The 22,317-nt window shown below is 37.2% G+C and carries 22 protein-coding genes; 18 read left to right on the top strand and 4 right to left on the bottom strand.

The genetic code is table 11. The features are described 5' to 3' along the window. The first annotated feature begins 366 nt into the window (after window positions 1-366). The 13 genes from ACN6MX_RS02925 (at window position 367) to ACN6MX_RS02985 (ending at window position 13,171) form a co-directional block, all read left to right on the top strand. Entirely contained in the window at window positions 367-849 is a 483-nt protein-coding gene (locus ACN6MX_RS02925) for a sigma-70 family RNA polymerase sigma factor (RefSeq protein ID WP_419961189.1), read from the top strand. Window positions 850-1,003: 154 nt separating this feature from the next. Continuing rightward, window positions 1,004-2,620, top strand: coding sequence for an ATP-binding protein (locus ACN6MX_RS02930; protein WP_419961190.1), 1,617 nt, complete (start codon window positions 1,004-1,006; stop codon window positions 2,618-2,620). 2 nt (window positions 2,621-2,622) lie between these two features. Beyond that, window positions 2,623-3,327 (top strand): response regulator, encoded by a 705-nt coding sequence (locus ACN6MX_RS02935; protein WP_419961191.1) that lies wholly within the window; start codon window positions 2,623-2,625, stop codon window positions 3,325-3,327. Window positions 3,328-3,546: 219 nt separating this feature from the next. Beyond that, complete coding sequence (locus ACN6MX_RS02940) at window positions 3,547-4,869, top strand: CitMHS family transporter (RefSeq protein ID WP_419961192.1); 1,323 nt, start codon at window positions 3,547-3,549, stop codon at window positions 4,867-4,869. 284 nt (window positions 4,870-5,153) lie between these two features. Continuing rightward, the gene (locus ACN6MX_RS02945; RefSeq protein ID WP_419961193.1) at window positions 5,154-5,621 is read left to right on the top strand and encodes a competence protein ComK; all 468 of its coding nucleotides are present in this window, start codon (window positions 5,154-5,156) and stop codon (window positions 5,619-5,621) included. Between the two features lie 289 nt (window positions 5,622-5,910). After that, on the top strand, window positions 5,911-6,417 hold the full coding sequence (locus tag ACN6MX_RS02950; RefSeq protein WP_419961194.1) for a PTS sugar transporter subunit IIA: 507 nt from the start codon (window positions 5,911-5,913) through the stop codon (window positions 6,415-6,417). Further along, window positions 6,414-6,683 carry a PTS sugar transporter subunit IIB gene (locus ACN6MX_RS02955; RefSeq protein WP_419961195.1) on the top strand — a complete coding sequence of 90 codons (270 nt, stop codon included), beginning with the start codon at window positions 6,414-6,416 and terminating at the stop codon, window positions 6,681-6,683. The genes ACN6MX_RS02950 and ACN6MX_RS02955 overlap by 4 nt, the downstream gene beginning before the upstream one ends. 12 nt (window positions 6,684-6,695) lie before the next feature. Beyond that, window positions 6,696-7,961, top strand: coding sequence for a PTS ascorbate transporter subunit IIC (locus tag ACN6MX_RS02960; RefSeq protein ID WP_419961196.1), 1,266 nt, complete (start codon window positions 6,696-6,698; stop codon window positions 7,959-7,961). A gap of 75 nt (window positions 7,962-8,036) precedes the next feature. Beyond that, the gene (locus ACN6MX_RS02965; RefSeq protein WP_419961197.1) at window positions 8,037-8,873 is read left to right on the top strand and encodes a transketolase; all 837 of its coding nucleotides are present in this window, start codon (window positions 8,037-8,039) and stop codon (window positions 8,871-8,873) included. Window positions 8,874-8,878: 5 nt separating this feature from the next. Beyond that, window positions 8,879-9,811: a transketolase family protein gene (locus ACN6MX_RS02970; RefSeq protein WP_419961198.1), complete on the top strand. Its 933-nt coding sequence runs from the start codon at window positions 8,879-8,881 to the stop codon at window positions 9,809-9,811. 229 nt (window positions 9,812-10,040) lie between these two features. After that, entirely contained in the window at window positions 10,041-10,628 is a 588-nt protein-coding gene (locus ACN6MX_RS02975; RefSeq protein ID WP_419961199.1) for a transposase, read from the top strand. Between the two features lie 167 nt (window positions 10,629-10,795). Further along, a complete protein-coding gene (locus ACN6MX_RS02980) occupies window positions 10,796-11,656 on the top strand; it encodes an STAS domain-containing protein (protein ID WP_419961200.1) in 861 nt (286 codons plus the stop codon). 141 nt (window positions 11,657-11,797) lie between these two features. Continuing rightward, the gene (locus ACN6MX_RS02985) at window positions 11,798-13,171 is read left to right on the top strand and encodes a S8 family serine peptidase (RefSeq protein WP_419961201.1); all 1,374 of its coding nucleotides are present in this window, start codon (window positions 11,798-11,800) and stop codon (window positions 13,169-13,171) included. An 88-nt stretch (window positions 13,172-13,259) separates the two neighbouring features. On the opposite strand, the gene ACN6MX_RS02990 is transcribed toward ACN6MX_RS02985, so the two are convergent. The 3 genes from ACN6MX_RS02990 to fosM are packed head-to-tail and all read right to left on the bottom strand — an operon-like array spanning window position 13,260 to window position 14,557. Then, window positions 13,260-13,616, bottom strand: a complete 357-nt coding sequence (locus tag ACN6MX_RS02990; RefSeq protein WP_419961202.1) for a cupin — start codon at window positions 13,614-13,616, stop codon at window positions 13,260-13,262. Window positions 13,617-13,655: 39 nt separating this feature from the next. Continuing rightward, entirely contained in the window at window positions 13,656-14,117 is a 462-nt protein-coding gene (locus ACN6MX_RS02995) for an NUDIX hydrolase (RefSeq protein WP_419961203.1), read from the bottom strand. Window positions 14,118-14,134: 17 nt separating this feature from the next. After that, entirely contained in the window at window positions 14,135-14,557 is a 423-nt protein-coding gene (gene fosM / locus ACN6MX_RS03000) for a FosM family fosfomycin resistance protein (protein WP_419961204.1), read from the bottom strand. A gap of 322 nt (window positions 14,558-14,879) precedes the next feature. Here fosM and ACN6MX_RS03005 point away from each other — a divergent pair, with 322 nt between their 5' ends. Then, window positions 14,880-15,920 carry an acyltransferase family protein gene (locus ACN6MX_RS03005; protein ID WP_419961205.1) on the top strand — a complete coding sequence of 347 codons (1,041 nt, stop codon included), beginning with the start codon at window positions 14,880-14,882 and terminating at the stop codon, window positions 15,918-15,920. 118 nt (window positions 15,921-16,038) lie between these two features. After that, window positions 16,039-16,992: a glycosyltransferase family 2 protein gene (locus tag ACN6MX_RS03010; RefSeq protein ID WP_419961206.1), complete on the top strand. Its 954-nt coding sequence runs from the start codon at window positions 16,039-16,041 to the stop codon at window positions 16,990-16,992. Between the two features lie 7 nt (window positions 16,993-16,999). On the opposite strand, the gene ACN6MX_RS03015 is transcribed toward ACN6MX_RS03010, so the two are convergent. After that, window positions 17,000-17,365, bottom strand: coding sequence for a GtrA family protein (locus ACN6MX_RS03015; protein WP_419961207.1), 366 nt, complete (start codon window positions 17,363-17,365; stop codon window positions 17,000-17,002). A gap of 163 nt (window positions 17,366-17,528) precedes the next feature. On the opposite strand from ACN6MX_RS03015, the gene ACN6MX_RS03020 reads away from it, so the two are divergent. The 3 genes from ACN6MX_RS03020 to ACN6MX_RS03030 all read left to right on the top strand — a co-directional run bounded on the left by ACN6MX_RS03020 (window position 17,529) and on the right by ACN6MX_RS03030 (window position 22,239). Next, window positions 17,529-19,124 carry a M14 family zinc carboxypeptidase gene (locus ACN6MX_RS03020; protein ID WP_419961208.1) on the top strand — a complete coding sequence of 532 codons (1,596 nt, stop codon included), beginning with the start codon at window positions 17,529-17,531 and terminating at the stop codon, window positions 19,122-19,124. A gap of 132 nt (window positions 19,125-19,256) precedes the next feature. Continuing rightward, window positions 19,257-20,639, top strand: a complete 1,383-nt coding sequence (locus ACN6MX_RS03025) for a S8 family serine peptidase (protein ID WP_419961209.1) — start codon at window positions 19,257-19,259, stop codon at window positions 20,637-20,639. 148 nt (window positions 20,640-20,787) lie between these two features. After that, window positions 20,788-22,239, top strand: a complete 1,452-nt coding sequence (locus ACN6MX_RS03030) for an S-layer homology domain-containing protein (RefSeq protein ID WP_419961210.1) — start codon at window positions 20,788-20,790, stop codon at window positions 22,237-22,239. Window positions 22,240-22,317: the final 78 nt, after the last annotated feature.

Below are 22,317 nucleotides of genomic sequence, written 5' to 3' on the forward strand. Positions count from 1 at the left end.
GTAAGAAACAATTCTACGCTATTCTGACAATGGACTACAATTCATAAACTTAAAAGAAGAGTAAAAGCAGCCGAAGTATTATTTTCGGCTGCTATTTTTGATATCCGCATATTTGGAAAATATAACTACAAACATGCGAGTACCAAGTTCATATATAACTCAAAACTCAAGGAGAAACTGGTACCTTTAAGATTTGTACCAATTTTAACCGTTTTACTTCACAATACAAACTGTTCCATACACTAAAACATAACGTTTGCTTCGCTCTTACTTCCCAAGGAGTCATTAGATTTTGCAAGATAAGTTCATTATTCTAAGGCTACCTAGGAATAAGCGAATCGTGCATGACTCAAAAGGAATATAGCATTGACGGATTTTGAAGATGTATTGATGCAGTTTGAGCCGATGATTTCTGCTTGTATTCGAAAGCTAAGTATTTACAAAATTCACGAGCTCTATAGACAGGCTGGTCGAATTGCATTGTGGAAGGCATGGGTTAAGTTCGATGTGGAAAAAGGAGATTTTGCACCATATGCATACCGCTCGATATACGGTGGAATGCTTGACGAATTAAAAAGAGAAAAGCGTCAGGAGGAGCAAGTCGACCTTGTGGAAGATGAAAAATTGGCGTTTTTATTGGAAAAATCTCTTGTGACAAGCTTACTGCGAGAGGATTTAGAAATAGCGATTGAATCATTGCAATCGAGGGAGCGAGAGCTGTTGATGTGGATTTTCGTAGAAGGGATCTCGCTACAGCAGGCTGCAAATAGAGCTGGGATAACGATACCGGGTATTAAAAAGAGGCGGGAAAGAATGCTTGTAAAATTGAGAGAACGTATTGAAAAATAGGATTTGCAGGTGGATATTGGCTAGTCGATGGATAATAGGTTTTCATACCGCCGCTTGATGTGCCAAGATCAAGCGGTTCTTTTTTCATTCATTGTAGAAACTTTGTACAAACTATATAATAATATTTTATACGTGGAAAGTGTGAGGTGAATATATGGGTAGTTCATTGAAAAAATCTAGAGTGACTTTATTGACCCAAATGACCTTACTTATAATAGTTGTAGTTTTGACAAGTACTTTGCTAGTAAGCCTTCTTTTTTCTACGATGCTTGACGATATTGTAGAAAATTATATGGGAAAGCAGGCAATGACAGTCGCTAAACTAACTGCACAAAATCCCACGATTATTCAAGGGTTTGAAGACGCCCATCCATCACATATTATCCAACCAATTTCAGAAACAATACGTCAAACAACTGGCGCAGATTATGTAACTGTTGCGGATGAAAAAGGGTTACGTTACTCACATCCTAATCCCGAAAATATTGGAAAACCGACAGTGACGAGTAATGATCCAGTACTCCAAGAGCATCGGTCAATTATTTACAGGGGAAGCGGAGTGTCTGGACCCGCTATAAAAGCGAAAACACCTATTTGGAACAACAAAGGGGAAGTTATCGGTGTTTCTTCGGTAGGTTTTTTAGTGAATAATATAGAGCAACAAGTGCTAGATTATAGAAAACGTATTATTCACTTAGCTATTATTCCGCTTATTGTAGGAATAGGCGGTGCAATATTGATAGCTAGAAGGTTAAAGAAACTGATTTTCGGTTTGGAACCAGAGGAAATATCTTTTCTTTTTACGGAAAAAGAAGCAACTCTTGAGTCGATTCGAGATGCAACAATCACTGTCAATATTGAAAGAAAAATTACATCCATGAATAAAAGAGCACGTGAATTATTTAATGATCAGCAGCTAATTGTCGGATCAGTTATTACAGACCAGCAGTTGGAAAAACACATTGATGAAGCAATTGAAACAAAGGGTGCTTATACAAATAAAAAGCTGTTATTCAATCAACAACTTTTCATACTGGACGCTTCTCCAATAGTAATAATGAACAATATCATGGGTGCGGTTTTAACAATAAGAACAGTATCTGAAGTTGAACAATTGACCGAAGAGTTTTCAAAAATAAAAACCTTCTCCGAAAATATGAGAGCACAAAATCATGAGTTTTTGAATAAATTAAACACGATTTATGGGTTACTCACCCTAAAAGAGTATGACCGTGCTATTCAAATCGTCTCTTCAGAAGTTAGTGAAAGACAAGATATCATATCTTTTCTTATGTCATCTGTAAAAGATCCTTTAATAGCTGCCTGTTTACTTGGTAAAGTGAATCGTTCGAAGGAATTACAAGTAAGTTTGGAGATTGATGCTGATAGTAAATTGGACAGTATCCTAGATAATTCTAAATCGAATCATTTCGTTCCAATCATTGGCAACATTATAGATAATGCAATGGAGGCAGCAAGGAAAAAGCAAGCAAATAAAGGTCTCGTCAAAGTATCTTTTACTGATTTGGGTAGAGAAATTATTTTTGATATCGAAGACAACGGTCCGGGCATACCAACAATGATGGAAGATATTATTTACCAGGATGGATACACGACTAAAAGTGGAGAAAATCACGGGATTGGTTTGGCTATTGTAAAAAATTCACTCGAATTATTAAATGGTCAAATCTATGTTGATAAAAGTGAGTTAGGTGGGGCAAGATTTACAATCGTGATCCCACAAAACAGTTGGATTAAAAAGGATGTGTGAATATGTCTAACGAGACGATTAACGTAATAATCGTTGAAGACGATGAAGATGCAACGAATATCTATAAGCATTTTACCGATCAAATAGATCATTTTAAGGTCGTTGCTACAGCAAGTTCGGGGAGCCAGGCATTACAACTATTGAGAGTTATGCAGCCCCAGTTGCTTTTACTCGATGTATTTTTACCCGACATGAATGGGATTGAACTACTTAGAGAAATTCGAAAAGAGTATCGAGGGATAGACGTTATTATGATCACCGCTGCAAACGATACTGAAACGGTTAGTGAAGCAATACGCGGTGGTGCTTTCGGCTACCTTATAAAGCCTATAATAATCGATAAACTTATTGCTGCGCTTAAGCAATATGACGTTGTAAGAGGTCAGTTACATCAAAGTCAATCAGTTAATCAAGACAATATAGATGACTTATTTCGATCGAACAATAAGATTCAATCGGTAGCTAGTACTCCTAAAGTGACTTATCCAAAGGGGATTGACAAGCATACATTGAAATTAGTCAGAAGTAAGATTCAGAACATCAATGAGAGTTTAAGCGCAGATGAATTCAGCCAAATTGTGGGAATAAGCTATTCAACGATGAGAAGATATTTGGAATATCTAGTTTCACTTGAAGAGATGGAAGTATTAATCTTATATGGAAGTGTTGGTAGGCCAGAGAGAAAATATAAACTGCTAATCAATTAGACCCCTATTGAGGCTCAATAGGGGCTTCTTTGTGTAAAAAACCGTGAAAACTATGGAAATAATGAAAATAATAAAACTTAAACCTATTATTCTCTTTTTATATTCGATATATCTAATAACTGATAATATTCTAACAGGAAAGCGCTATCATTTAGTTCGATTTTAACAAGATATTATAAGAACGGTGAACATATTTAGAAAAGTGAGGGGATTTAGAGTATGTTAGCTTTATTAGGATTTTCAATGGTTGCAGTATTTATGTATTTGATCATGTCTAAACGACTTTCAGCGCTGGTTGCTATTATGGTCGTACCTATAATCTTTGGTATTCTTGGCGGATTCCTAACTGAGTTAGGACCAATGATGCAAGAGGGCGTAGAAAAAGTAGCTCTTACGGCTATTATGATATTATTCGCAATTTTATACTTTGGAATTATGATTGATACGGGTCTATTTGATCCTTTAATTTCTAAAATATTACAAATTGTTAAAGGGGACCCTTTGAAGATAGTTGTGGGGACAGCTGTATTATCTATGATGGTTGCGTTAGATGGAGATGGAACGACTACATACATTATTACTGTTTCGTCTTTGTTGCCTCTTTATAAGCGTCTTGGCATGAACCGCTTAGTATTAGCGACAGTAGCAATGCTCTCCATGGGAGTTATGAATATGACACCTTGGGGCGGTGCATCTGCTATGGCAATGGCGTCGTTAGGGCTTGAATCTTCAGAACTATTCATCCCAATGATTCCAGTTATGGGAATCGGTCTTATTTGGGTTCTTGTCGCTGCATTTATGTTGGGGAAAATGGAACGTAAAAGAGTGGGGGTTATTGAACTTGAGCCGCTACAAAAATCTAAGAATAATCAGTTCCAGGAGGATCTAGAGCTTGCTGCAACAGTTGAAGTTCCAGATTACAAACGACCTAAACTCGTGTGGTTTAACCTTGGTTTAACGATTGTCCTTATGGCTTGTTTAATCATCGATTTTATGTCTTTAGCAATTCTATTTATGATTGCTTTTGCAATCGCATTGCTTGTCAATTATCCAGAATTGAAATTACAGCAAGAACGTATTGCAGTTCATTCTAAAAATGCGCTAGCTGTTGTATCGATCGTTATTGCAGCCGGTATTTTCACTGGTATTATGAGTGGTACTGAAATGATTGATGCAATGGCAAAAACATTAGTTGCTATTATTCCTGATGCGTTAGGACCTTATTTAGCCGTAATTGTAGCATTTATCAGCGCACCTTTTACTTTCTTTATGTCAAATAATGCGTTCTATTTTGGAGTGCTTCCAATTATTTCTCAGGCTGCTGAGGCTTATGGGGTTAGTGCTGTGGAAATAGGGCGTGCTTCGTTGATGGGTCAACCAATTCACGTATTAAGTCCTTTAGTTGCGGCAGCTCATTTATTAATCGGCTTAGTTGGTACTGAATTTGGAGAATTACAGAGATTTGCGGTGAAATGGGCTTTTGGTACCGTAACCGTTATGACAATTGCTGCAATTATATTAGGTGTCATTACAATTGGATAAATCAAAAGTGAGTGGTACAGAGATGAGCAACCAAGCCTAGTTTTCAGGTGTCAGGTTCAGGAACAATTTAGAATTGTTTCAGAATCTGGTGCCTCTTTTTATATACAAAGGGACAGGAAATATTTTTCTATTATAGGACCAAATTCTAAATAAAATATAATAAAAGGAGTATTTAGGGATTATTATTAAAATATTGAATATTTTTAGTATATTTAGACTAGTAAGTTATGTTGTGATTTGATAGGATAGACTTATAGGGAGGAGACAAAAAAGGGGGAAATGTTATGAAGGATATTAAACGTAATTCTGAATTGATTGATAACCAAACATTAATGCTTGAACCCGTTTTTAAAGATAAGGTAAAAACACGAATCGTGACGACCCATGGAACTTATTATTCAGAAGAGAGTACATTGAACTTACTTGAAGATGCGTGTAATCGATTTGCATCTACGTTAGAAGGACGTTTGAAGGCAATGAGAAAGTTAATGAATTATTTGATGAAAACACCACTACTAATAGAACCGAATAATTTTGGTGCTTTTCCAACGATGTCCTATAGGCATGTGGAGTGTGTATGGATTTTCAATCATCCTTTTTATGTGGAAGAGGTAAGCAAAGGAAAATCAATTGTTCTTTTTTCAAATGGAATATCTGTACCTGTGAATTCTTCGAAGCATGTATTGTTAAAACAACATCAAAGACTACACACCTCGTTAAATATATATGGTATCCACCATCGAAATAAGTAGGGTACATAGGAACTATAAGTTAAGCGTTTCTATTGTTTATGTAACTAAAGGCTAGTCACTGGCATTGAAGTGTACAAAAATATTGTCTCCTAACTAAATATTTACAAGTGTGGCGTCTGAAGATATTTTCAGATGCTTTTTTCATACAAGTGAAGGTTGGTTAGTAACTATATTAAAGTGCCAGGTCTAAATTAGCGCACCAATTAAAAACAAGATCTAAATATTAATTCAACCACCACTTCACTTCCATATAGCCACCTAGAATTTTGTTGATTTCTAGGCTCCTCTCATGTTCAAACTCAAACAAGCATATAATACAAAAAGCAACAAAGGAGAAAAAACACTGAATCGTAGAATACTAGAAAAACAAGCAATACTGCTGGATGTCACAGCGAAAGACTGGGAAGATGCAGTACGTATTTGCGGAGAAAAACTTGTGCAAACGGGAAAAGTTGCAGTGACTTATGTGGATGCAATGATCCGAAATATTCATGAGCTTGGACCATATATTTTAATAGCACCCGGTGTTGCCATGCCTCATGCACGTCCGGAAGATGGGGTTATTCAAGAAGGAATTAGTGTCGTTGTCTTGAAGGAAGAGGTTGCTTTTAAGCCTGGTAAGGAATTTAAGGTATTAATCGGCTTGGCCGCTTTAAATAATGAAACACATATTGACATATTACAAAAAATTGCGGAGGTGATTTCGAAAAAGGATTCAATGGAGCAACTAAAAAATGCAACAGGGTATGATGAAATTCTTCAGTTATTCCATGAAAAAGAGGAGCATAAGCCATGAAAATACTAGCGGTTTGCGGAATGGGTTTTGGATCTAGCATGATGTTGAAAATAACGATCGAAAAAATATTAAAGGAAAAAGGCATAGCAGCGGATGTGGAAACTGCCGATTTTACTACAGCTTCGAGTATTTATGCAGATATCATTTTCACCAATGAAGAATTTGCTAAACAATTGAAAGGAGGGAAGGTAAAGGTTGTTAGTGTAAAAAATATTGCAGATGCAAATGAAGTAAGAGGCGCATTGGAGTCAGTATTAAACACATAAGGGGGATTAGGTATGGCTTTTATTGAATTCTTAATGAATGAGATTCTAAGCATTCCTGCTGTGTTAGTTGGTTTAATGGTATTTATTGGACTCGTTGCTCAACGTGCTGCTACTACGAAAGTGATGTCTGGGACTCTTAAAAGTATTATTGGTTTTCTAATTTTAGGTGCAGGTGCGGGAGTCATTGTAGGTTCGTTAGATTCGTTAGGTGGAATTATTGAAGAAGCCTTCCATATTCAAGGCGTCATCCCGAATAATGAAGCAATCGTTGCTATTGCTCAACAAATGTTCGGTACGGAAACAGCACTTATTATGGGATTTGGATTTGTTGCAAATATTTTATTTGCTCGTTTTACACCTTGGAAATATATCTTTTTAACTGGGCATCATACATTCTTCATGGCGGCTTTGTTGTCTGCCGTTCTAGGGACATCTGGCATGGAAGGGGCTACTTTAGTAATTGTCGGTTCCTTGCTATTAGGCTTTTTCATGGTATTGATGCCAGCACTTGGTCAGCCATTTATGAGACAGGTAACAGGTAATGATGATATTGCGATTGGTCACTTTGGAACATTTGGTTATATTTCAGCTGGTTTAATAGGAAAATGGTTTGGCAATAAAGCGAAATCTACAGAGGATATTAAAATTTCTGAGAAATGGGCATTTCTTAAGGATTCATTGATATCTACTGCTTTAACCATGATAGCTATTTTTATCATATTAGCTGTTTTAGCAGGTTCAGATGTTGTGTCTAATTTCTCAGGAGACCAAAATTATATTATGTTCAGCATCATGCAAGGTATTACATTTGCGGCAGGTTTAAGTATTATTTTACTCGGTGTGCGTATGATTCTAAATGAAATCGTGCCAGCATTTAAAGGAATTGCAGATAAGCTTGTTCCCGGTGCAAAGCCTGCACTAGATATACCGATTGTTTTTCCTTTTGCACCAACTGCTGTAATGATTGGTTTCCTTTTTAGTTTTGCTGGAGGGCTTATTAGTATGGCGTTGTTAGGTGTCTTGTCATTGCCACTGATTATCCCGGGTCTTGTTCCTCACTTTTTTACTGGAGCTGGAGCGGGAGTGTTTGGCAATGCAACAGGAGGTCGAATTGGTGCTGCTGCTGGAGGATTTGTAAATGGTGTTTTGATAAGCTTTTTGCCAGCATTTTTACTACCTGTTTTAGGAGAACTGGGTTTTGCAAATACAACATTTGGTGATTCAGACTTTGGTGTAATCGGAATTATTATTGGATTTATTGCAAGTCTGTTTAGCTAAAAACTTTTAGGTAGCCTTCTTTCGAGATGAGGAGAGGGTTACCTAATTTTAATTTTAATGAAAAGAGGTACTTCATTGAAACAATCAATTGAACAACTAAAACTGACAGCTACCGTACTGAGAAAAAGGATACTATCTACTGCCTATTATAAAAAACAGGGGCATGTTGGTGGTTCCTTATCATGTGCGGATATTTTAGTTAGTTTATTTTTTCATCAATTATCTATTGATCCATCTAATCCAAAATGGGAGGATAGGGATCGATTTGTGCTATCTAAGGGTCATACGGCATTGGGGCTCTATGCAACACTAGCTCTGAGGGGATACATTTCTGAAGAAGAGCTTAAAACCTTTGATCAATATGAATCGCGACTACAGGCGCATCCGGATATGACCAAGTTGGATGCATTAGATATGTCTACTGGATCTTTAGGACAAGGATTATCAGCAGCGGTTGGTATGGCTATTGGTGCGAAAAGATTGAACAAGGATTTCCATGTCTATTGTTTGATAGGAGATGGGGAATCTCAGGAGGGACAAATTTGGGAAGCAGCAAATATAGCTGAAAAATATAAGTTAGATAACTTGATAGTTATTATGGATCAAAACGGTCTGCAGCAATATGGGTGGAAAAATGGCATTAAAAGAATGAATCCAGAGCGTTATGGAAAAAGAAAGTTTGAAAGTTTTGGATTTGAAACATGGGAAGTAGATGGACATTGTATGGAGGATTTAATAGCCGTGCTGACGGAAGTGAAGGGTAGGAAGGATGGACGCCCTAAAGCGGTAATTGCAAATACGACAAAAGGTAAGGGTGTTCGTTTTATGGAAGATAATTATGTCTGGCATTCGAAAGCCCCCAATGACGAGGAGTATCTTATGGCTTTAACCGAACTAGAGGGGGGAATTTAAACAGCATGTCGATAAGTGTACGTGACCAATTCGGAAAGCACTTGGCGCTAATAGCAAAAGAAGATTTCAGAGTTCTTGCTTTAGATGGAGACCTTGGAAACTCGACCCATCTGGATTCGATAGAGAAAGAAACAGTCGATTCCTTTTTACAAATGGGAATTGCTGAACAAAATATGGTAGGCGTGGCAGCAGGCTTAGCTTCAGTCGGATTTCAGCCTTGGGTATGTAGCTTTGCCACTTTTTTAACGAAAAGAGCATTAGACCAAATTGTCGTCAGTGTTGCCCAGACCAACTTCGATGTGAAGCTAGTCGGAAGTTATAGTGGTTTGCTGACAAGCAACACTGGTAAAACGCATCACTCTCTAGATGATATAGCCATCATGACGACGATTCCAAATATGACTGTCATTGCCCCTGCGGATCCAGGTGAAACTGTCGCTGCTATGAAAGCTATGCATCAAACAGCTGGACCTATGTATTTAAGACTAACTAGAGATGAAACGATTCCTTATTTTTTGCCTGATGTTGAGTTTGAAATTGGAAAGGGTAGAACGCTGACGGAAGGTACGGACGTGTTAATGGTAACTACCGGAAGTACGACCTATCGTGTTTCCGAGGTTATAAAACAAATGGAAGGCGTATCAATCGCGCACCTGCACTTTCCAACCCTTAAGCCATTTGACAAAGAATTACTATTGGAAGGTGCAAGAAAAGTTGGTCTTGTAGTAACAGTAGAAGAGCATTACATACGTGGTGGTCTAGGAAGTATTGTTTCGGAAATATTATCGGAAGAATTACCTAAGAAAGTCTATAGAATCGGAGTCCCCGATAGGTTTTTGGGTTGTGGGACGGATGAGGAGTTGTTGGAGGCAAGTGGACTTTCGGTGGAGGAAATTAGAAATTCGTTGTCATGTGCCCTGTGTAACAAACAATTCTGATATTTAACTAAAACTAATACTCTCTCCTGCGAATGAGTAGGGAAGGGTATTTTTGTTGTCCCTGTGTACCGAAATATTCAGAAAACTGTAGACATTTGTATTTTCTTTCATTACACTTATATGTGAACATCTCAATGATTTGACCTCTTCGAAGTTTAAACTCCCTGAAACTAACATCTCTTTCTATCATCCCATGATTGTATAAATTTAAGAATAGCGAGGTATAAAATTGACAAGAAAAAGAAACTTAAATCCGGATTCGTATTACCATGTCATCATGCGTGGTAATAATCGACAACCTATTTTCGGTACACACCGAGATATGTTGGAGCTCATGAGAATCTTCCAACATGCCCACGATCGTTATCCCTTTCATCTACTAGCCTACTGTTTTATGACAAACCATTACCATTTATTGATGAAGACAGAAAGTGTGCCATTAGGTAAAATTATGGGACACATCAACCGAAGATACACCGCATCCTTTTCCAAAAGGTATAATCATGTCGGACGAATTTACCAGCGTAGATACTTTTCAAAAGAGGTGAAGTCGTATCCGGGGTTACTAGCTGTTAGTAAATACATACACCGCAACCCTATAAACACCAAGCAGCCCTTAGTTAATCGTCTTGAATGGTATCCATATAGCTCCTATCCATTTTATTTCGATGAAAGTAAAAAAGCCCCAAGGTTTCTTAAAGTAGACATACTGAAGGAGTATCTCCCCCACCCATTGGAGAAAACGAATGCTGAATACTGCAGTTTTTGCAATATGGTCCCTGTGCAGCAAACAATTCTAAAAGAATCGAAATATTAACTATAATCCATCTTTAAAGAGCGAATAGATAACCAAAGTTCAATTTTGAAAGAAGTGTCAGAATAGTTTCCTACACAGGGACAAAAAGTGGACAAAAAGTAGTTCATTTCAATTGGAACGTTTATAATAAAAAGAAGGAGACGTTTACAGGGAAAGTAGGAGAAAAAATGGCATCGATTGATCAAGACCTTTATGAATACCTAATAGAAAACACTAGTAATATTACGAGCCAATGGTTTGCCGCAAAACGTGATTTTAATGGCTCTTTTTATTCCAATAATCCAAATCCCAATATAGATCAAGTTTTAATGGAGCAGCATGCTTTGACTATTAGGACTGTGGCTTATGCTTTTTTGGAGAAAGAAACTGGCTTTCAGGAACAGCTTCTATTGTGGACAGATACAGTACCTAAAAGTAGAATTGAACATAATACACCGATTCATGATGTAATACAGGCATTAAATAAAACTCGTGAAACGATATGGCTTTATGTGGAGTACTTTGCAAATGATCGCCTTGATGAGTTGTCATGTACTCTTATACTAAAATGGAGTCGATTATTTAATACAGCATTTGATCAGCTTATTCATAGCTTCTCGTCAAGATATTATGAACTAGCCAACAATAGATTGAATGCCCAACAATCTTTGATAAATGAATTGAGCATTCCAGTGATACCAATTTTGGATGGTGTTGGAGTATTACCGGTTATTGGAGTTATAGATACGGAACGGGCAAGATTATTATTGGAATGTGTGCCCTATAAATGTGTAGAAATTGGTATAGATAAACTTTTCATAGATATTTCGGCTGTTTCGGTTATGGATACAATGGTAGCAAATGAAATGTTCCATCTAATAGATGTACTTCAATTGCTAGGCATCAAAACTTCCTTATCTGGCATCCGCCCTGAAGTGGCTCAGACTTCCATCCAATTAGGAGTGGATTTTGGCAATATTTCTACTTTTAGTTCTTTAAAGCAGGCATTGTTGCGGACAGGAGTTTATAATCGTATACCAGGAAAATAAGAGTAGGTAAAAGGAAAGTTGGAATTATGAGCTAGTTGATTTTTGACTAGTGAATATTACTAAAAATAATCATACCTTCTAGCCACTATATATAGGAAACAAGTATGGATAGGTGCTTGTAAGATTGGAGAGTCATGTTTGATGAAATATTTCATATATCCCGTAGTGTTATTTGTGTTAGTGCTTTTGTTGCCTAATATTTCCTATGCGCAAACTGGAACTGACGAGAAATCATCTGGGACTGATAGAGTAATAGTTGAGGTTTTAAATGAGGATGGGCAAGAAGAGTTTGAGAGTTTAACTTGGGATGAGTTAGATAAGATTGAAGATGTTCAACAGGTTGAAGTGTTAGAACCCGATTATATTCGTTCCATTGGTGTTGTGAATTCCAATATAGCGATGAATCCTACTTGGTCTGCAAAGCGAATTGGTGTGGAGCAGATGATGGAGCAGTTAATATCGAAAAAAAATGATGTAATTGTTGCTATTATTGATACGGGAGTAGATAATACGCATCCTTTGCTTGCTGATAGAGTGATAGAGGGATACGACTTTGTAGATAATGACAGTGACCCAATGGATAAGCATATGCACGGCACGCATGTCGCAGGTATTATTGTACAATCGACGCCACAGCATGTGAAAGTACTTCCTATACGTTCCCTGGATGCTGATGGGAATGGGTATGATACGAATATTGCAAAAGGAATTCATTATGCGGTAGATAACGGTGCCTCTGTTATTAATATGAGTTTAGCAGGAGAAAACTATAGCACTTATTTGGCAAATGCCATTGAATATGCGATTCAGCATGATGTTCTTATAGTAGTTGCCTCCGGGAATAAAGGGATGGATACCGAAAAGTTTTATCCTGCCTCTGAACAAAGAGTAATTGTCGTATCAGCAACCGATCAAAATGATCAGGTAGCAGATTTTAGTAATACAGGAGCATCGATTGACATTGCAGCACCTGGTGTAAGCATTCTTTCCAGCATACCTGGAGGAAAATATGCCCTTATGGATGGCACATCAATGGCTGCGCCCCATATTAGTGCCGTTGCCTCCATGCTAAAATTAGATGATCCAACTAGAACCATTCGGGAAATAGAAGATTTACTCAAACGTTATGCGGATGATAAAGGTGCAAAAAACTGGGATTCACTTTACGGTGAAGGTATTGTAAATGTATCATCCTATCAAAAGTACTCCATTATTCAGCAAAAACTGGCATCAGCTGATTACATAGCGTTACCAAAATCTACAAACGTCCCACTTGATAAAAAATGGACCATCAACTTTAATCGTATTCTCACGGATACTAAAATCATCTCTGTCTTTATGTATTCCGATGAAAAAGAAGTCCCGATTAAGGTCTCTTTTACAAGAGGTACAGATAAGTTAATGGTGACACCTGAAGCTAATTTTGAAGCAAATTCTTCCTATCTGCTCGACATACGAGTTGCTGGTGGGGAACGATACATGATGAATTTCCAAACAGCTTTAGTTGAAGACTGATAATTGCTACCGAAAAAGAAACCATTTTGAACAAAGATTGTTCACAATGGTTCCTTTTTCGGTTGTATAGTTTATAGTTATACGGCGTCTATTTTTTTATAGGCATGAATAAAGATGGATTTAATACTTCGCTTTCAATAACAATGGCTGTTAAACCTATATCTGTTTTAGTTTCATGCCATTCATCTTTCTCCCAAAAGATAGCATCTCCCGACTGAACTTTGAAGTATTCCTCTTTTTCACCTCTAACATATCCTTCACCATTCATAATCAAGAGAAGCTGAGGCGTTACTGCTTGATGATAACCAATGACACCATTTTCATCTAAGTGCATACAGCCTATATGAGTTTCCTTGTCAGTTTGAATAATCCTAGACATTATAAAATCTGAATTAAATTTTGAAACCGTTTTTCCATTATTTTTACCAAAATTATAAAATTGCATTTTGAACCTCCTACTTTTTTGAGAATGGACTCCGTGCTATTATTTTACAACTGGCACGTTCACCTTGTTTACCCAATCTTGAATGAATCGTTCTTGATGCGAGTTCAAATGAGGTAGGTTATTACGGGAAAAGAATCGATGTTCGTGACTTTCTTCCGTTTTATGAAGTAATTCCCCTGAAAAACAATTAGAATGGAATATTATCTGTACACTAAAAACTCTATCGCCGTTCTGATATTCGGAAAAACCTTGTTCACCGGAATAAAGACCAAACAACTGCAATCGTTCCACTGTTAATCCTGTTTCCTCTAATGTCTCTCGCATAGCCGTTTCAAGAAACGTTTCACCAGGCTCCATAACACCACCTGGAATACCCCACACATCATGATCAGTCCGATGCTGTAGTAAAATCTGATTTTCATGTTCAATAATAATGCCACAACCTATAGTCATTAGCATCTCATTCCCAATCAACTTACGAATTGTTTGTATGTAATCCATTGTTTTCTCCATGTTTTTTAATAGAAAAACTCCAAATGCTTTAAGTCCTGTTTATAGTAATCTAATCTATCTTGTAAAGTACCGGTATGAAATTCAAATTTATGACCATCTGGATCAGTAAAGTAAATAGATTTCATATCTCTTTCATCTCTGAGACGACCGGGTAATATGTTTACATTTAATTCTTCTAGTTTGTTATACATGTTATCAAATTCTGCTTCTTCAATTGAAAAGGCAATATGTGTATATGACTGAGTTATTTCATCGCGGGGTATGTCATTCTCTACATTAAGAGCAAGCCACATACCGTTTAAATCTAAGTAGGCAGTGCTTTTACCTTTTACCAATAACTTAGCATCAAATACTTTTTGATAAAAATGAATAGATTTTTCCAAATTAGAAACTGAAAATAAAAAATGGTTAAGACCTTTTATTGACATTTTAAGCGCTCCTAAGCTTTAATACTTAATGCTACTAAAATTTTGCTTTAATACAATAAGTTCGACAAATAAAGATTTAATCCTTCTTGGATTAATGGTCTTCGTAAGTTCAATTAGATTTACCATTATGTGGTTATACTGATTTATGTGGCAGACAAAAGAACTTATATATTGGTTAAGCGTATATATGCACTTTGCTATGGGTATTTATAAGTAAGTCAAAAGAATTATTTTTATATAATACCTTGAATTCGAATCTTTCTTTGACTTTCCTATCTTATTAATTTACCATTTGTATAGTGCTTTTTTTAAGGAGATCCCTATGATAAAAGAATGGAATTTTTTACGTGCTGTTACATGTTTATGTATTGTTTTTCTACATAGTACGACCTGGACAGCATCGCATGTTTCGTACCCAGAAATTGAGTATTATCATTTATTTCGTATACTTCTATGCTATGCAACGCCGACATTCATCATTTTGTCGGTAATTATATTAGCAAATCGTTATCCGGACAGATTGCCAAGAAACTTCTGGGGAAGTAGACTTAAGTTTATTTTTTTACCATTTGTCTCGTTCGCTATTATAGATGGGGTAATTGTGTCGCCTTACCTGTATCCGGGTACTGATATTGTGGATAAAATACTTCGAAATATTGTAACAGGCGCCTTTGAAGGATGGTTTATCCTTGTTATTTTCCAGTTTTATTTTTTACATTACCTCGTTACAAAGTACAAAGTTTCTATAGCTTGGTTGATTCCAGGAAGTATTTTAATCATGCTGTGGTACTTAACCTGGGTGAATAAGAATCCGGATTTATTCCCTGTTTTTAACCATATGCTGAAATTACCGTTTCTTGCATGGTTTGGATATTTTGCATTTGGTTATATTGTTGGAAAACACTATACGGTAATTTCGCAAAAACTTTATAAGCATAGATGGGCAACCCTATTATATGTCGCCGTTGCCTTATCATTAGTTTTTCTTTCCTATGAAGCTGGAAATACAGTAGTCCAATCCCTTAGATTCGATCTGTTTCCATTTGTTATATCGGTTACCTGTGCTTTGCTCGCTTGGGGACAAGCTATTCCTCGTTTCAAATTAATCACATTAGTCAATAACTATGCATTTGGAATTTATCTTGTACACTGGCCAGTTCAGATTTTTTTAGCTCCAGTAACGGCAAATTATTTCCAACAGACAAGTACAAGAGTTTTGGCATTGTTTTTTATCTCTTTACTTCTAACAATGATTATTATAAAACTAATCTCTCTGCTGCCTTTTGGACAGTATATTGTGGGGAGGACAAAGAAAACAGCTCCAGCTCCAAATGCTATCAAATTGGAACCGATTACACAGTAGTAGATGCTCTGCACTTAATATAGTGTAGAGCATTTTTGATCAGTGATTTACTTAAGCACAAACAAATTTAAGTGCCTTAATTGCATTCAGACGGTATAATGGTCACTAGGTGATAAATATGAAAATAATCTCAATCTTAATACCAGCATATAATGAGGAACAGGTTTTACATACATTGATCAATCGATTAGATGCAGTGACAAGCGATCTGCCGAATTATCAATTTGAGTATTTATTCGTTAACGATGGAAGTACGGATAATACGCTATTTTTGTTAAAACAATTGGTCAAACATAGAACCGATATTTCTTATGTGAACCTTTCACGGAATTTCGGAAAAGAAGTGGCGATGCTTGCTGGATTTGATCATACTAAAGGACAAGCAGTGATCATAATTGACGCAGATCTACAAGACCCTCCAGAGCTCATTCCTGAAATGATTGGTTATTGGGAGCAAGGCTATGATGATGTATATGCAAAGCGTCGCAGTAGAGCAGGGGAATCTTGGTTTAAAAAATGGTCATCTTCGCGGTATTATAAAATACTTGAAACTCTTTCGAATATTCCGGTGCAGCGCGACACAGGCGATTTTCGTTTGTTGGATCGTCGTTGTATTGATGCTTTGCAACAATTACGTGAAGGACAGCGGTACACAAAAGGTATGTATAGCTGGATAGGCTTTAATAAGAAGGAAATTCTATTTGACCGTGATCCGCGTGCAGCAGGGGAAACGAAGTGGAATTATGGAAAACTTTTTAATCTGGCTATCGATGGAATTACATCTTCTACAATTGCGCCACTTCGCTTCTCTTCTCTCTTTGGTGTAATAATTTCTGTAGTTGCCTTTTTCTTTGTAGTTATTGTTGTTATTCGGGCGTTATTATTCGGTGACCCAGTACCTGGTTATCCATCCCTTATGGCGGTAATCCTTTTTTTAGGCGGTATTCAGCTTTTGTCATTAGGGATTATTGGAGAATATTTAGGGAAGGTTTTCTATGAAACGAAAGGACGACCGGTGTATTTTGTAGATGAATATGTTTCCACTATAAAAAAAGATGATTCGGCTGAATAAGCGTGAATCATCTTTTTAATATTTTTCGGGATAGAAAAAATGTAAATGGGATGGTAACTACAGAAGCAATAAGAGCCCCGATTCGATCATCCACTCCCAAATATGTAGAAAGTATATATAATACGATTGTCGATATAATTATTTGAACGACATATGTCAAAGGAAATTGAAAGAACTTTCGCCATGTTGGTTTTGTATTATATGTAAAATAGGAGTTCAAATAAAATGATCCGATCATACTTATGACAAAAGCTATCCAGTGGGACGGCAAAAAGTGCCAATCTATTACCTGAGAAAATAGTAAATACCAACCATAATAATGAAGGGTATTTAAAACGCCGACAATTATAAATTTCATTAACTCATTGCGCATCTCAAAACCTCCATAAAGTGTATTGTACCTCAAAATATATTTCGTAGTAAACTAAGCCATAAAAAAAGGTCTTGTATCTAGCAAATTATAGTAATAAGGTAACTATTATTCGCTAGTATTCGACTGTACACTTAAAGAAGTACATAAAGAAATGGGGGAAACGATGAAAAAATCACTAAAGTTACTCGGAGCATTTTTCATCATGCTCTTGATCTGGAGTAGTTATACAAATATAACTGAAGCTTCCGCTTTTAGAGAAGTATATACCGTAAATAGTGCATCAGGAGTACTCCTAATGGAAGCTCCATCTACTGAATCTGCATCGCTACAACAGATGACCTACGGTACTTATGGAACAGTATTTTCAATTGATAACGGTTGGGCCCATATTCAAGTGGATGGAATAAGTGGTTACGCACCAGTAAGTTATTTGAAAAAAGCTACAGGGACGATTAAAATAGCAAGCTCTATAGGTGGCGTTATAGTCCGAGAATCTGCAAGTCCAGCGAGTAAGAATCTTGCAACACTAAAATATAAAATGATTATTGAAGAATTTTCTGCTGAAAACGGGTGGTCATTCGTTCAGTATGGCAATATTACTGGTTATGTTGCCTCTAACTTCATTGGGAAGCCTGCTACGTATTCAGCAACAGTAGCATCAAAAAGTGGAGTGGTCGTGAAAAATATTGCGAGTACGAGTGGTGCAAGTGTTGGTGTACTTTCGAATGGAAAGGCTGTCGTAGTACATTCGGAGTTAGCTGGCTGGGCTTATGTGACAGCGGATGATATGCAAGGATATGTTGTCGCAAGCTTTCTTTCAAAGGGAGCACCAGCACCAAACACTCACAATATAGTAAACCCTAAACAAGTTATTACCCATAAGCAAATGACGACTTATTTACAGCAGATAGCAGCAAAATATCCAAGCTTCACTGAATTAAAACAAATAGGTTCCTCCGTAGAAAATCGACCTATTTATGCAATCCGGGTCGGAAATGGGAAAAAGGAAGTATTATTTGATGGTTCCGTTCATGCAAGAGAGCATATGACGACAAATGTCCTGCTCGAAATGATTGACACATATAGTGCACACTATGCTGCAGGAAGTTCTTACGAGGGCTACAATGTTAAATCTGTTTTGGATAAGACTGCCATCTGGTTTGTGCCAATGGTAAACCCTGACGGCGTCACGCTTGTTCAATTAGGAGCAAATGCTGTAGCGAACAAGTCTAGCGTCCTTGCTATTAATGGAAGTAGTAATTTTAATCGCTGGAAGTCCAATATACATGGTGTCGATTTGAATGATAACTTTGATTCGAGATGGTCCAAAATAAACAATTCTCGCCCTGGTCCTTCTTATATGCAATATAGAGGTCCAAGTGCATTTAGTGAGCCAGAAGCACAGGCTTTAGGGAATTTTATGACAAGTCGACCATTTAAAACGAATATCTCCTATCATTCATCTGGTCAAATTATGTACTGGTTTAATTATCAAAAAACGGCAGAGCTTAATAGAGATAAAGGCTTGGCCAATCAATTATCTCAAATTACGGGATATAAGGTCATGCCTCCACAATACCTTCCTGGTTCTGGGGCCTCTGGAGATTACTTTATCCAAGAAACAGGAATGCCAGGGATTGTCCTTGAAATTTCCCCATATGCAGGCGAAAACCCTGTCCCATTAAGTAGATGGGATCGTATTTGGAAAGAGAATGCGAAGGTTGGCCTATTTGTTGCAAATGAAGCCTCAAAAAGATAGTCTTTCCACCTACAAACCAATTAGGTTTGTAGGTTTTTTTATCTTATTGACAGTAATCGACATTTCCTAGTTTACATATTTTACTTAAGGGGTACTTGATTGTAAAAGTATAGTAGGTAAGGTGGGGAGAAAATGAGGGGTAGTTTATTGTTTAAAATGTTGTTGGGGTGTTCGTTTGGTATCGTTTTCTTTTTTCCTAGTATAGTTCTTAGTAGTTCAGGAGAATCAGCAGAAACAGATAGAGTAATAGTCGAAATAACTGATAAAGATGGAAATAAAGAGATAGAAAGTATTCCTATGGAGGAAGTACAGCCAAAATCATCCTTCACGATATCTGCATCATCGAAAGATCAGATGAACGTGCTACAGCCAGACTATATTCGCACTATCGGGATGGTCAAAACAGCGGAGTATACCAAATCGTGGGGGGCAACTAGGGTCGGAACAGACAGGATGAAATCGCAGTTTACTACGACAGGCGAAGATGTGATCGTTGCAGTTATCGATACAGGTGTGGATTATACCCATTCCTTCCTGAAGGAGAGAATGATCGCTGGTTATGATTTTGTAGATAATGACTCGGATCCAATGGATGAGCATTTTCATGGCACGCATATAGCTGGCATAATAGCCGAATCAACTACAGCAAGCGTCAAAATCATGCCAATTCGTGCGCTAAATGAATCTGGCAATGGCTATGATTCGAATATTGCTAAAGGTATACGTTACGCAGTGGATAATGGTGCATCCATTGTGAATATGAGCTTCCAAGGAAATGAATATTCCGAGCATTTAGCAGAGGCAATTGACTATGCACTTTCTCACAATGTGCTTATGGTCGTAGCCTCTGGCAATAAAAGTGATGATACTGCAAACTATTATCCTGCCTCAGAAGAAAAAGTGTTGGTTGTTTCCGCAACTGATCAATCCGATAATATAGCTAGCTTTAGTAACATTGGCGGGTCCATCGACGTATCAGCACCAGGTGTCGGAATACTTTCAAGTATCCCTGGAGAAAAGTATGCAGCCTTACACGGTACATCCATGGCAGCTCCTTGCGTAAGTGGAGTAGCAGCTATGTTTCTCGTGGATGATCCTACTAGAACCATAGAAGAAATAGAAAAACTGTTAAAAACATATGTCGACGATAAAGGCGCTGTAAACTGGGATCCGCTATTTGGAGAAGGCATCCTAAACGTCTCTAACTTTGAAAAACATTCATTTATTTCTAGCGCATTTAGTTCAAGCAATTATATTAATTTACCCGAACATACCAATGTCCCTTTAGATAAAACATGGACCATTTTGTTCGACCAAGTATTCTCTGACGACTCAACAGTTGCTGTTAAACTATACACAGAAAACTATGAAATCCCCATTCAACTGAAACCAGATTTAAAAAATAAAAAAATCATTGTATCTCCAACTAAAAACTATCAAATGAATACAGAATATCTATTAGACATACAAATCCAGAATGGAAACAGATACTTGATGCGATTTAACACAAAATAAAAATTATAGCTAGTGGATACAAAGATTTGGTTTGTATATCTACTAGCCTATTTTTTGGGGTTATGTGGTTTTCTTTCGTAACCTTTTACGTTGCAGTACGTTGTTAATAATATGAGTAGTAAACTAAAGAGATAAGGAGGGGAAGTAAATGAAGAAACTAATGTTGAGTTTAAGTTTTTTATTAGCATTCGGGTTAAGCTTTTCATCTATTGCTCAAGCAGCGGGTTTTCAGGATGTTAAGACAAGTCATCCATTCTATGAGCATATCAATTATTTACATGACGAAGGAATTGTGAATGGTGTAGAAGCAGATCAATATATGCCAAGTAATTTTGTAACGAGAAGCCAAGCAGCATTAATGGTAGCTCGGGCTATGGACTTCGATCTAACTGGCAAAAAAACTATTTTTACAGATGTGGGTGCTGATCACCATGCATCTGGTGCTATTCAATCTGCAGCTGATGCGGGAATTATTAATGGTTATCCTGATGGAACTTTTAAACCAAATAATATTGTAACGAGAGGGCAAATGGCAAGTTTTATAGCGCGAGCATTTAAGATGAAGGATGAAGCTCTTCCATTTGCGGATGTTCCACTGAATTCATCCGCATATTCGGATATTCGAAAAGCAACTGCATTTGGAGTTGTGAGCGGTTATGAAAATGGCGAATTTAGACCGAACGATTCCGTGACTCGTGCACATTTTGCTGGATTTTTGGCAAGAGCTTTGAATGATGATTTACGTTTGACAGTGGAGGCATGTGGATACAAACAGGATTCTAGATCAAACCCAGATCGTCAAACGATGAACTGCCTGCTAACAACCGCAGCTAGAAATGCTGACGTGCCAATTCCGGCGGAGATTGTAAAGGCAGTGGCTTCCGTAGAAAGTAATGGATGGGTTCATTTCCTACCAAATGGTGAGCCAATTATTAGTAGCGACGGCGGTATTGGAGTGATGCAAATCACGAATACTGCAGGATACGACTTGGAGCGTATAAAATATGATTTGGAGTATAATATTGAAACTGCAATCGATATACTTGGGAAAAACTATAAGAGAAGTGATTTACCGAAAATCGAAAATGCTAGCCCACAAGACTTAGAGAGTTGGTATTTTGCTATAATGGCCTATAATGGTACAAAAGCCGTCAATAGCCCGGTATATCAGGCAACTGGTGAAAGAAATGCGAACGCATACCAAGAGCGAGTATACCAAGCAATAGTGAAAAATGGATTACTAGAAACTAATATTGACTTGCTAGACTTTAACAAAGAGGATTTCACTTACGGAGAAGAAACAAATAACTCTATTAAATTTAATAAAAAGTCATTTCCGTTGACGTCAAGCACACCAACTACTGAAGGATATGGAAATGGAGATAAAGTAAAATATAATGGATCAGGTCTTCGTAAATCAGCTAGTACTCAGTCGCCACTTACCGCGACTAGTAAAGGGGCTGTAGTCACTATCATAGGTTCACCAGTATTTGATGAAAACAAAAGCTCCACTAATCATTTTGTTTGGTACCCCGTCCAAACAGTAGTAAACGGAAAAAGTGTGAATGGATATATCGCTTCATCATACATTGTAGAATAGCTTGAATTATTGAACCGATTTCCTTTTGAGGGAATCGGTTTTTTCTCTCCTAAAACTTGCTAACTACCACATAACCCT

The sequence above is a fragment of the Psychrobacillus sp. BM2 genome, assembly GCF_048572895.1.
Classification (GTDB): domain Bacteria; phylum Bacillota; class Bacilli; order Bacillales_A; family Planococcaceae; genus Psychrobacillus.

Coding starts and splice junctions, on each gene's coding strand:
- ACN6MX_RS02930 (WP_419961190.1), top strand. CDS start 1,004: ATGGGTAGTTCATTGAAAAAATCTAGAGTGACTTTATTGACCCAAATG.
- ACN6MX_RS02935 (WP_419961191.1), top strand. CDS start 2,623: ATGTCTAACGAGACGATTAACGTAATAATCGTTGAAGACGATGAAGAT.
- ACN6MX_RS02940 (WP_419961192.1), top strand. CDS start 3,547: ATGTTAGCTTTATTAGGATTTTCAATGGTTGCAGTATTTATGTATTTG.
- ACN6MX_RS02945 (WP_419961193.1), top strand. CDS start 5,154: ATGAAGGATATTAAACGTAATTCTGAATTGATTGATAACCAAACATTA.
- ACN6MX_RS02950 (WP_419961194.1), top strand. CDS start 5,911: ATGTTCAAACTCAAACAAGCATATAATACAAAAAGCAACAAAGGAGAA.
- ACN6MX_RS02955 (WP_419961195.1), top strand. CDS start 6,414: ATGAAAATACTAGCGGTTTGCGGAATGGGTTTTGGATCTAGCATGATG.
- ACN6MX_RS02960 (WP_419961196.1), top strand. CDS start 6,696: ATGGCTTTTATTGAATTCTTAATGAATGAGATTCTAAGCATTCCTGCT.
- ACN6MX_RS02970 (WP_419961198.1), top strand. CDS start 8,879: ATGTCGATAAGTGTACGTGACCAATTCGGAAAGCACTTGGCGCTAATA.
- ACN6MX_RS02980 (WP_419961200.1), top strand. CDS start 10,796: ATGGCATCGATTGATCAAGACCTTTATGAATACCTAATAGAAAACACT.
- ACN6MX_RS02985 (WP_419961201.1), top strand. CDS start 11,798: ATGAAATATTTCATATATCCCGTAGTGTTATTTGTGTTAGTGCTTTTG.
- ACN6MX_RS02990 (WP_419961202.1), bottom strand. CDS start 13,616: ATGCAATTTTATAATTTTGGTAAAAATAATGGAAAAACGGTTTCAAAA.
- ACN6MX_RS02995 (WP_419961203.1), bottom strand. CDS start 14,117: ATGGATTACATACAAACAATTCGTAAGTTGATTGGGAATGAGATGCTA.
- fosM (WP_419961204.1), bottom strand. CDS start 14,557: ATGTCAATAAAAGGTCTTAACCATTTTTTATTTTCAGTTTCTAATTTG.
- ACN6MX_RS03005 (WP_419961205.1), top strand. CDS start 14,880: ATGATAAAAGAATGGAATTTTTTACGTGCTGTTACATGTTTATGTATT.
- ACN6MX_RS03010 (WP_419961206.1), top strand. CDS start 16,039: ATGAAAATAATCTCAATCTTAATACCAGCATATAATGAGGAACAGGTT.
- ACN6MX_RS03015 (WP_419961207.1), bottom strand. CDS start 17,365: ATGCGCAATGAGTTAATGAAATTTATAATTGTCGGCGTTTTAAATACC.
- ACN6MX_RS03020 (WP_419961208.1), top strand. CDS start 17,529: ATGAAAAAATCACTAAAGTTACTCGGAGCATTTTTCATCATGCTCTTG.
- ACN6MX_RS03025 (WP_419961209.1), top strand. CDS start 19,257: ATGAGGGGTAGTTTATTGTTTAAAATGTTGTTGGGGTGTTCGTTTGGT.
- ACN6MX_RS03030 (WP_419961210.1), top strand. CDS start 20,788: ATGAAGAAACTAATGTTGAGTTTAAGTTTTTTATTAGCATTCGGGTTA.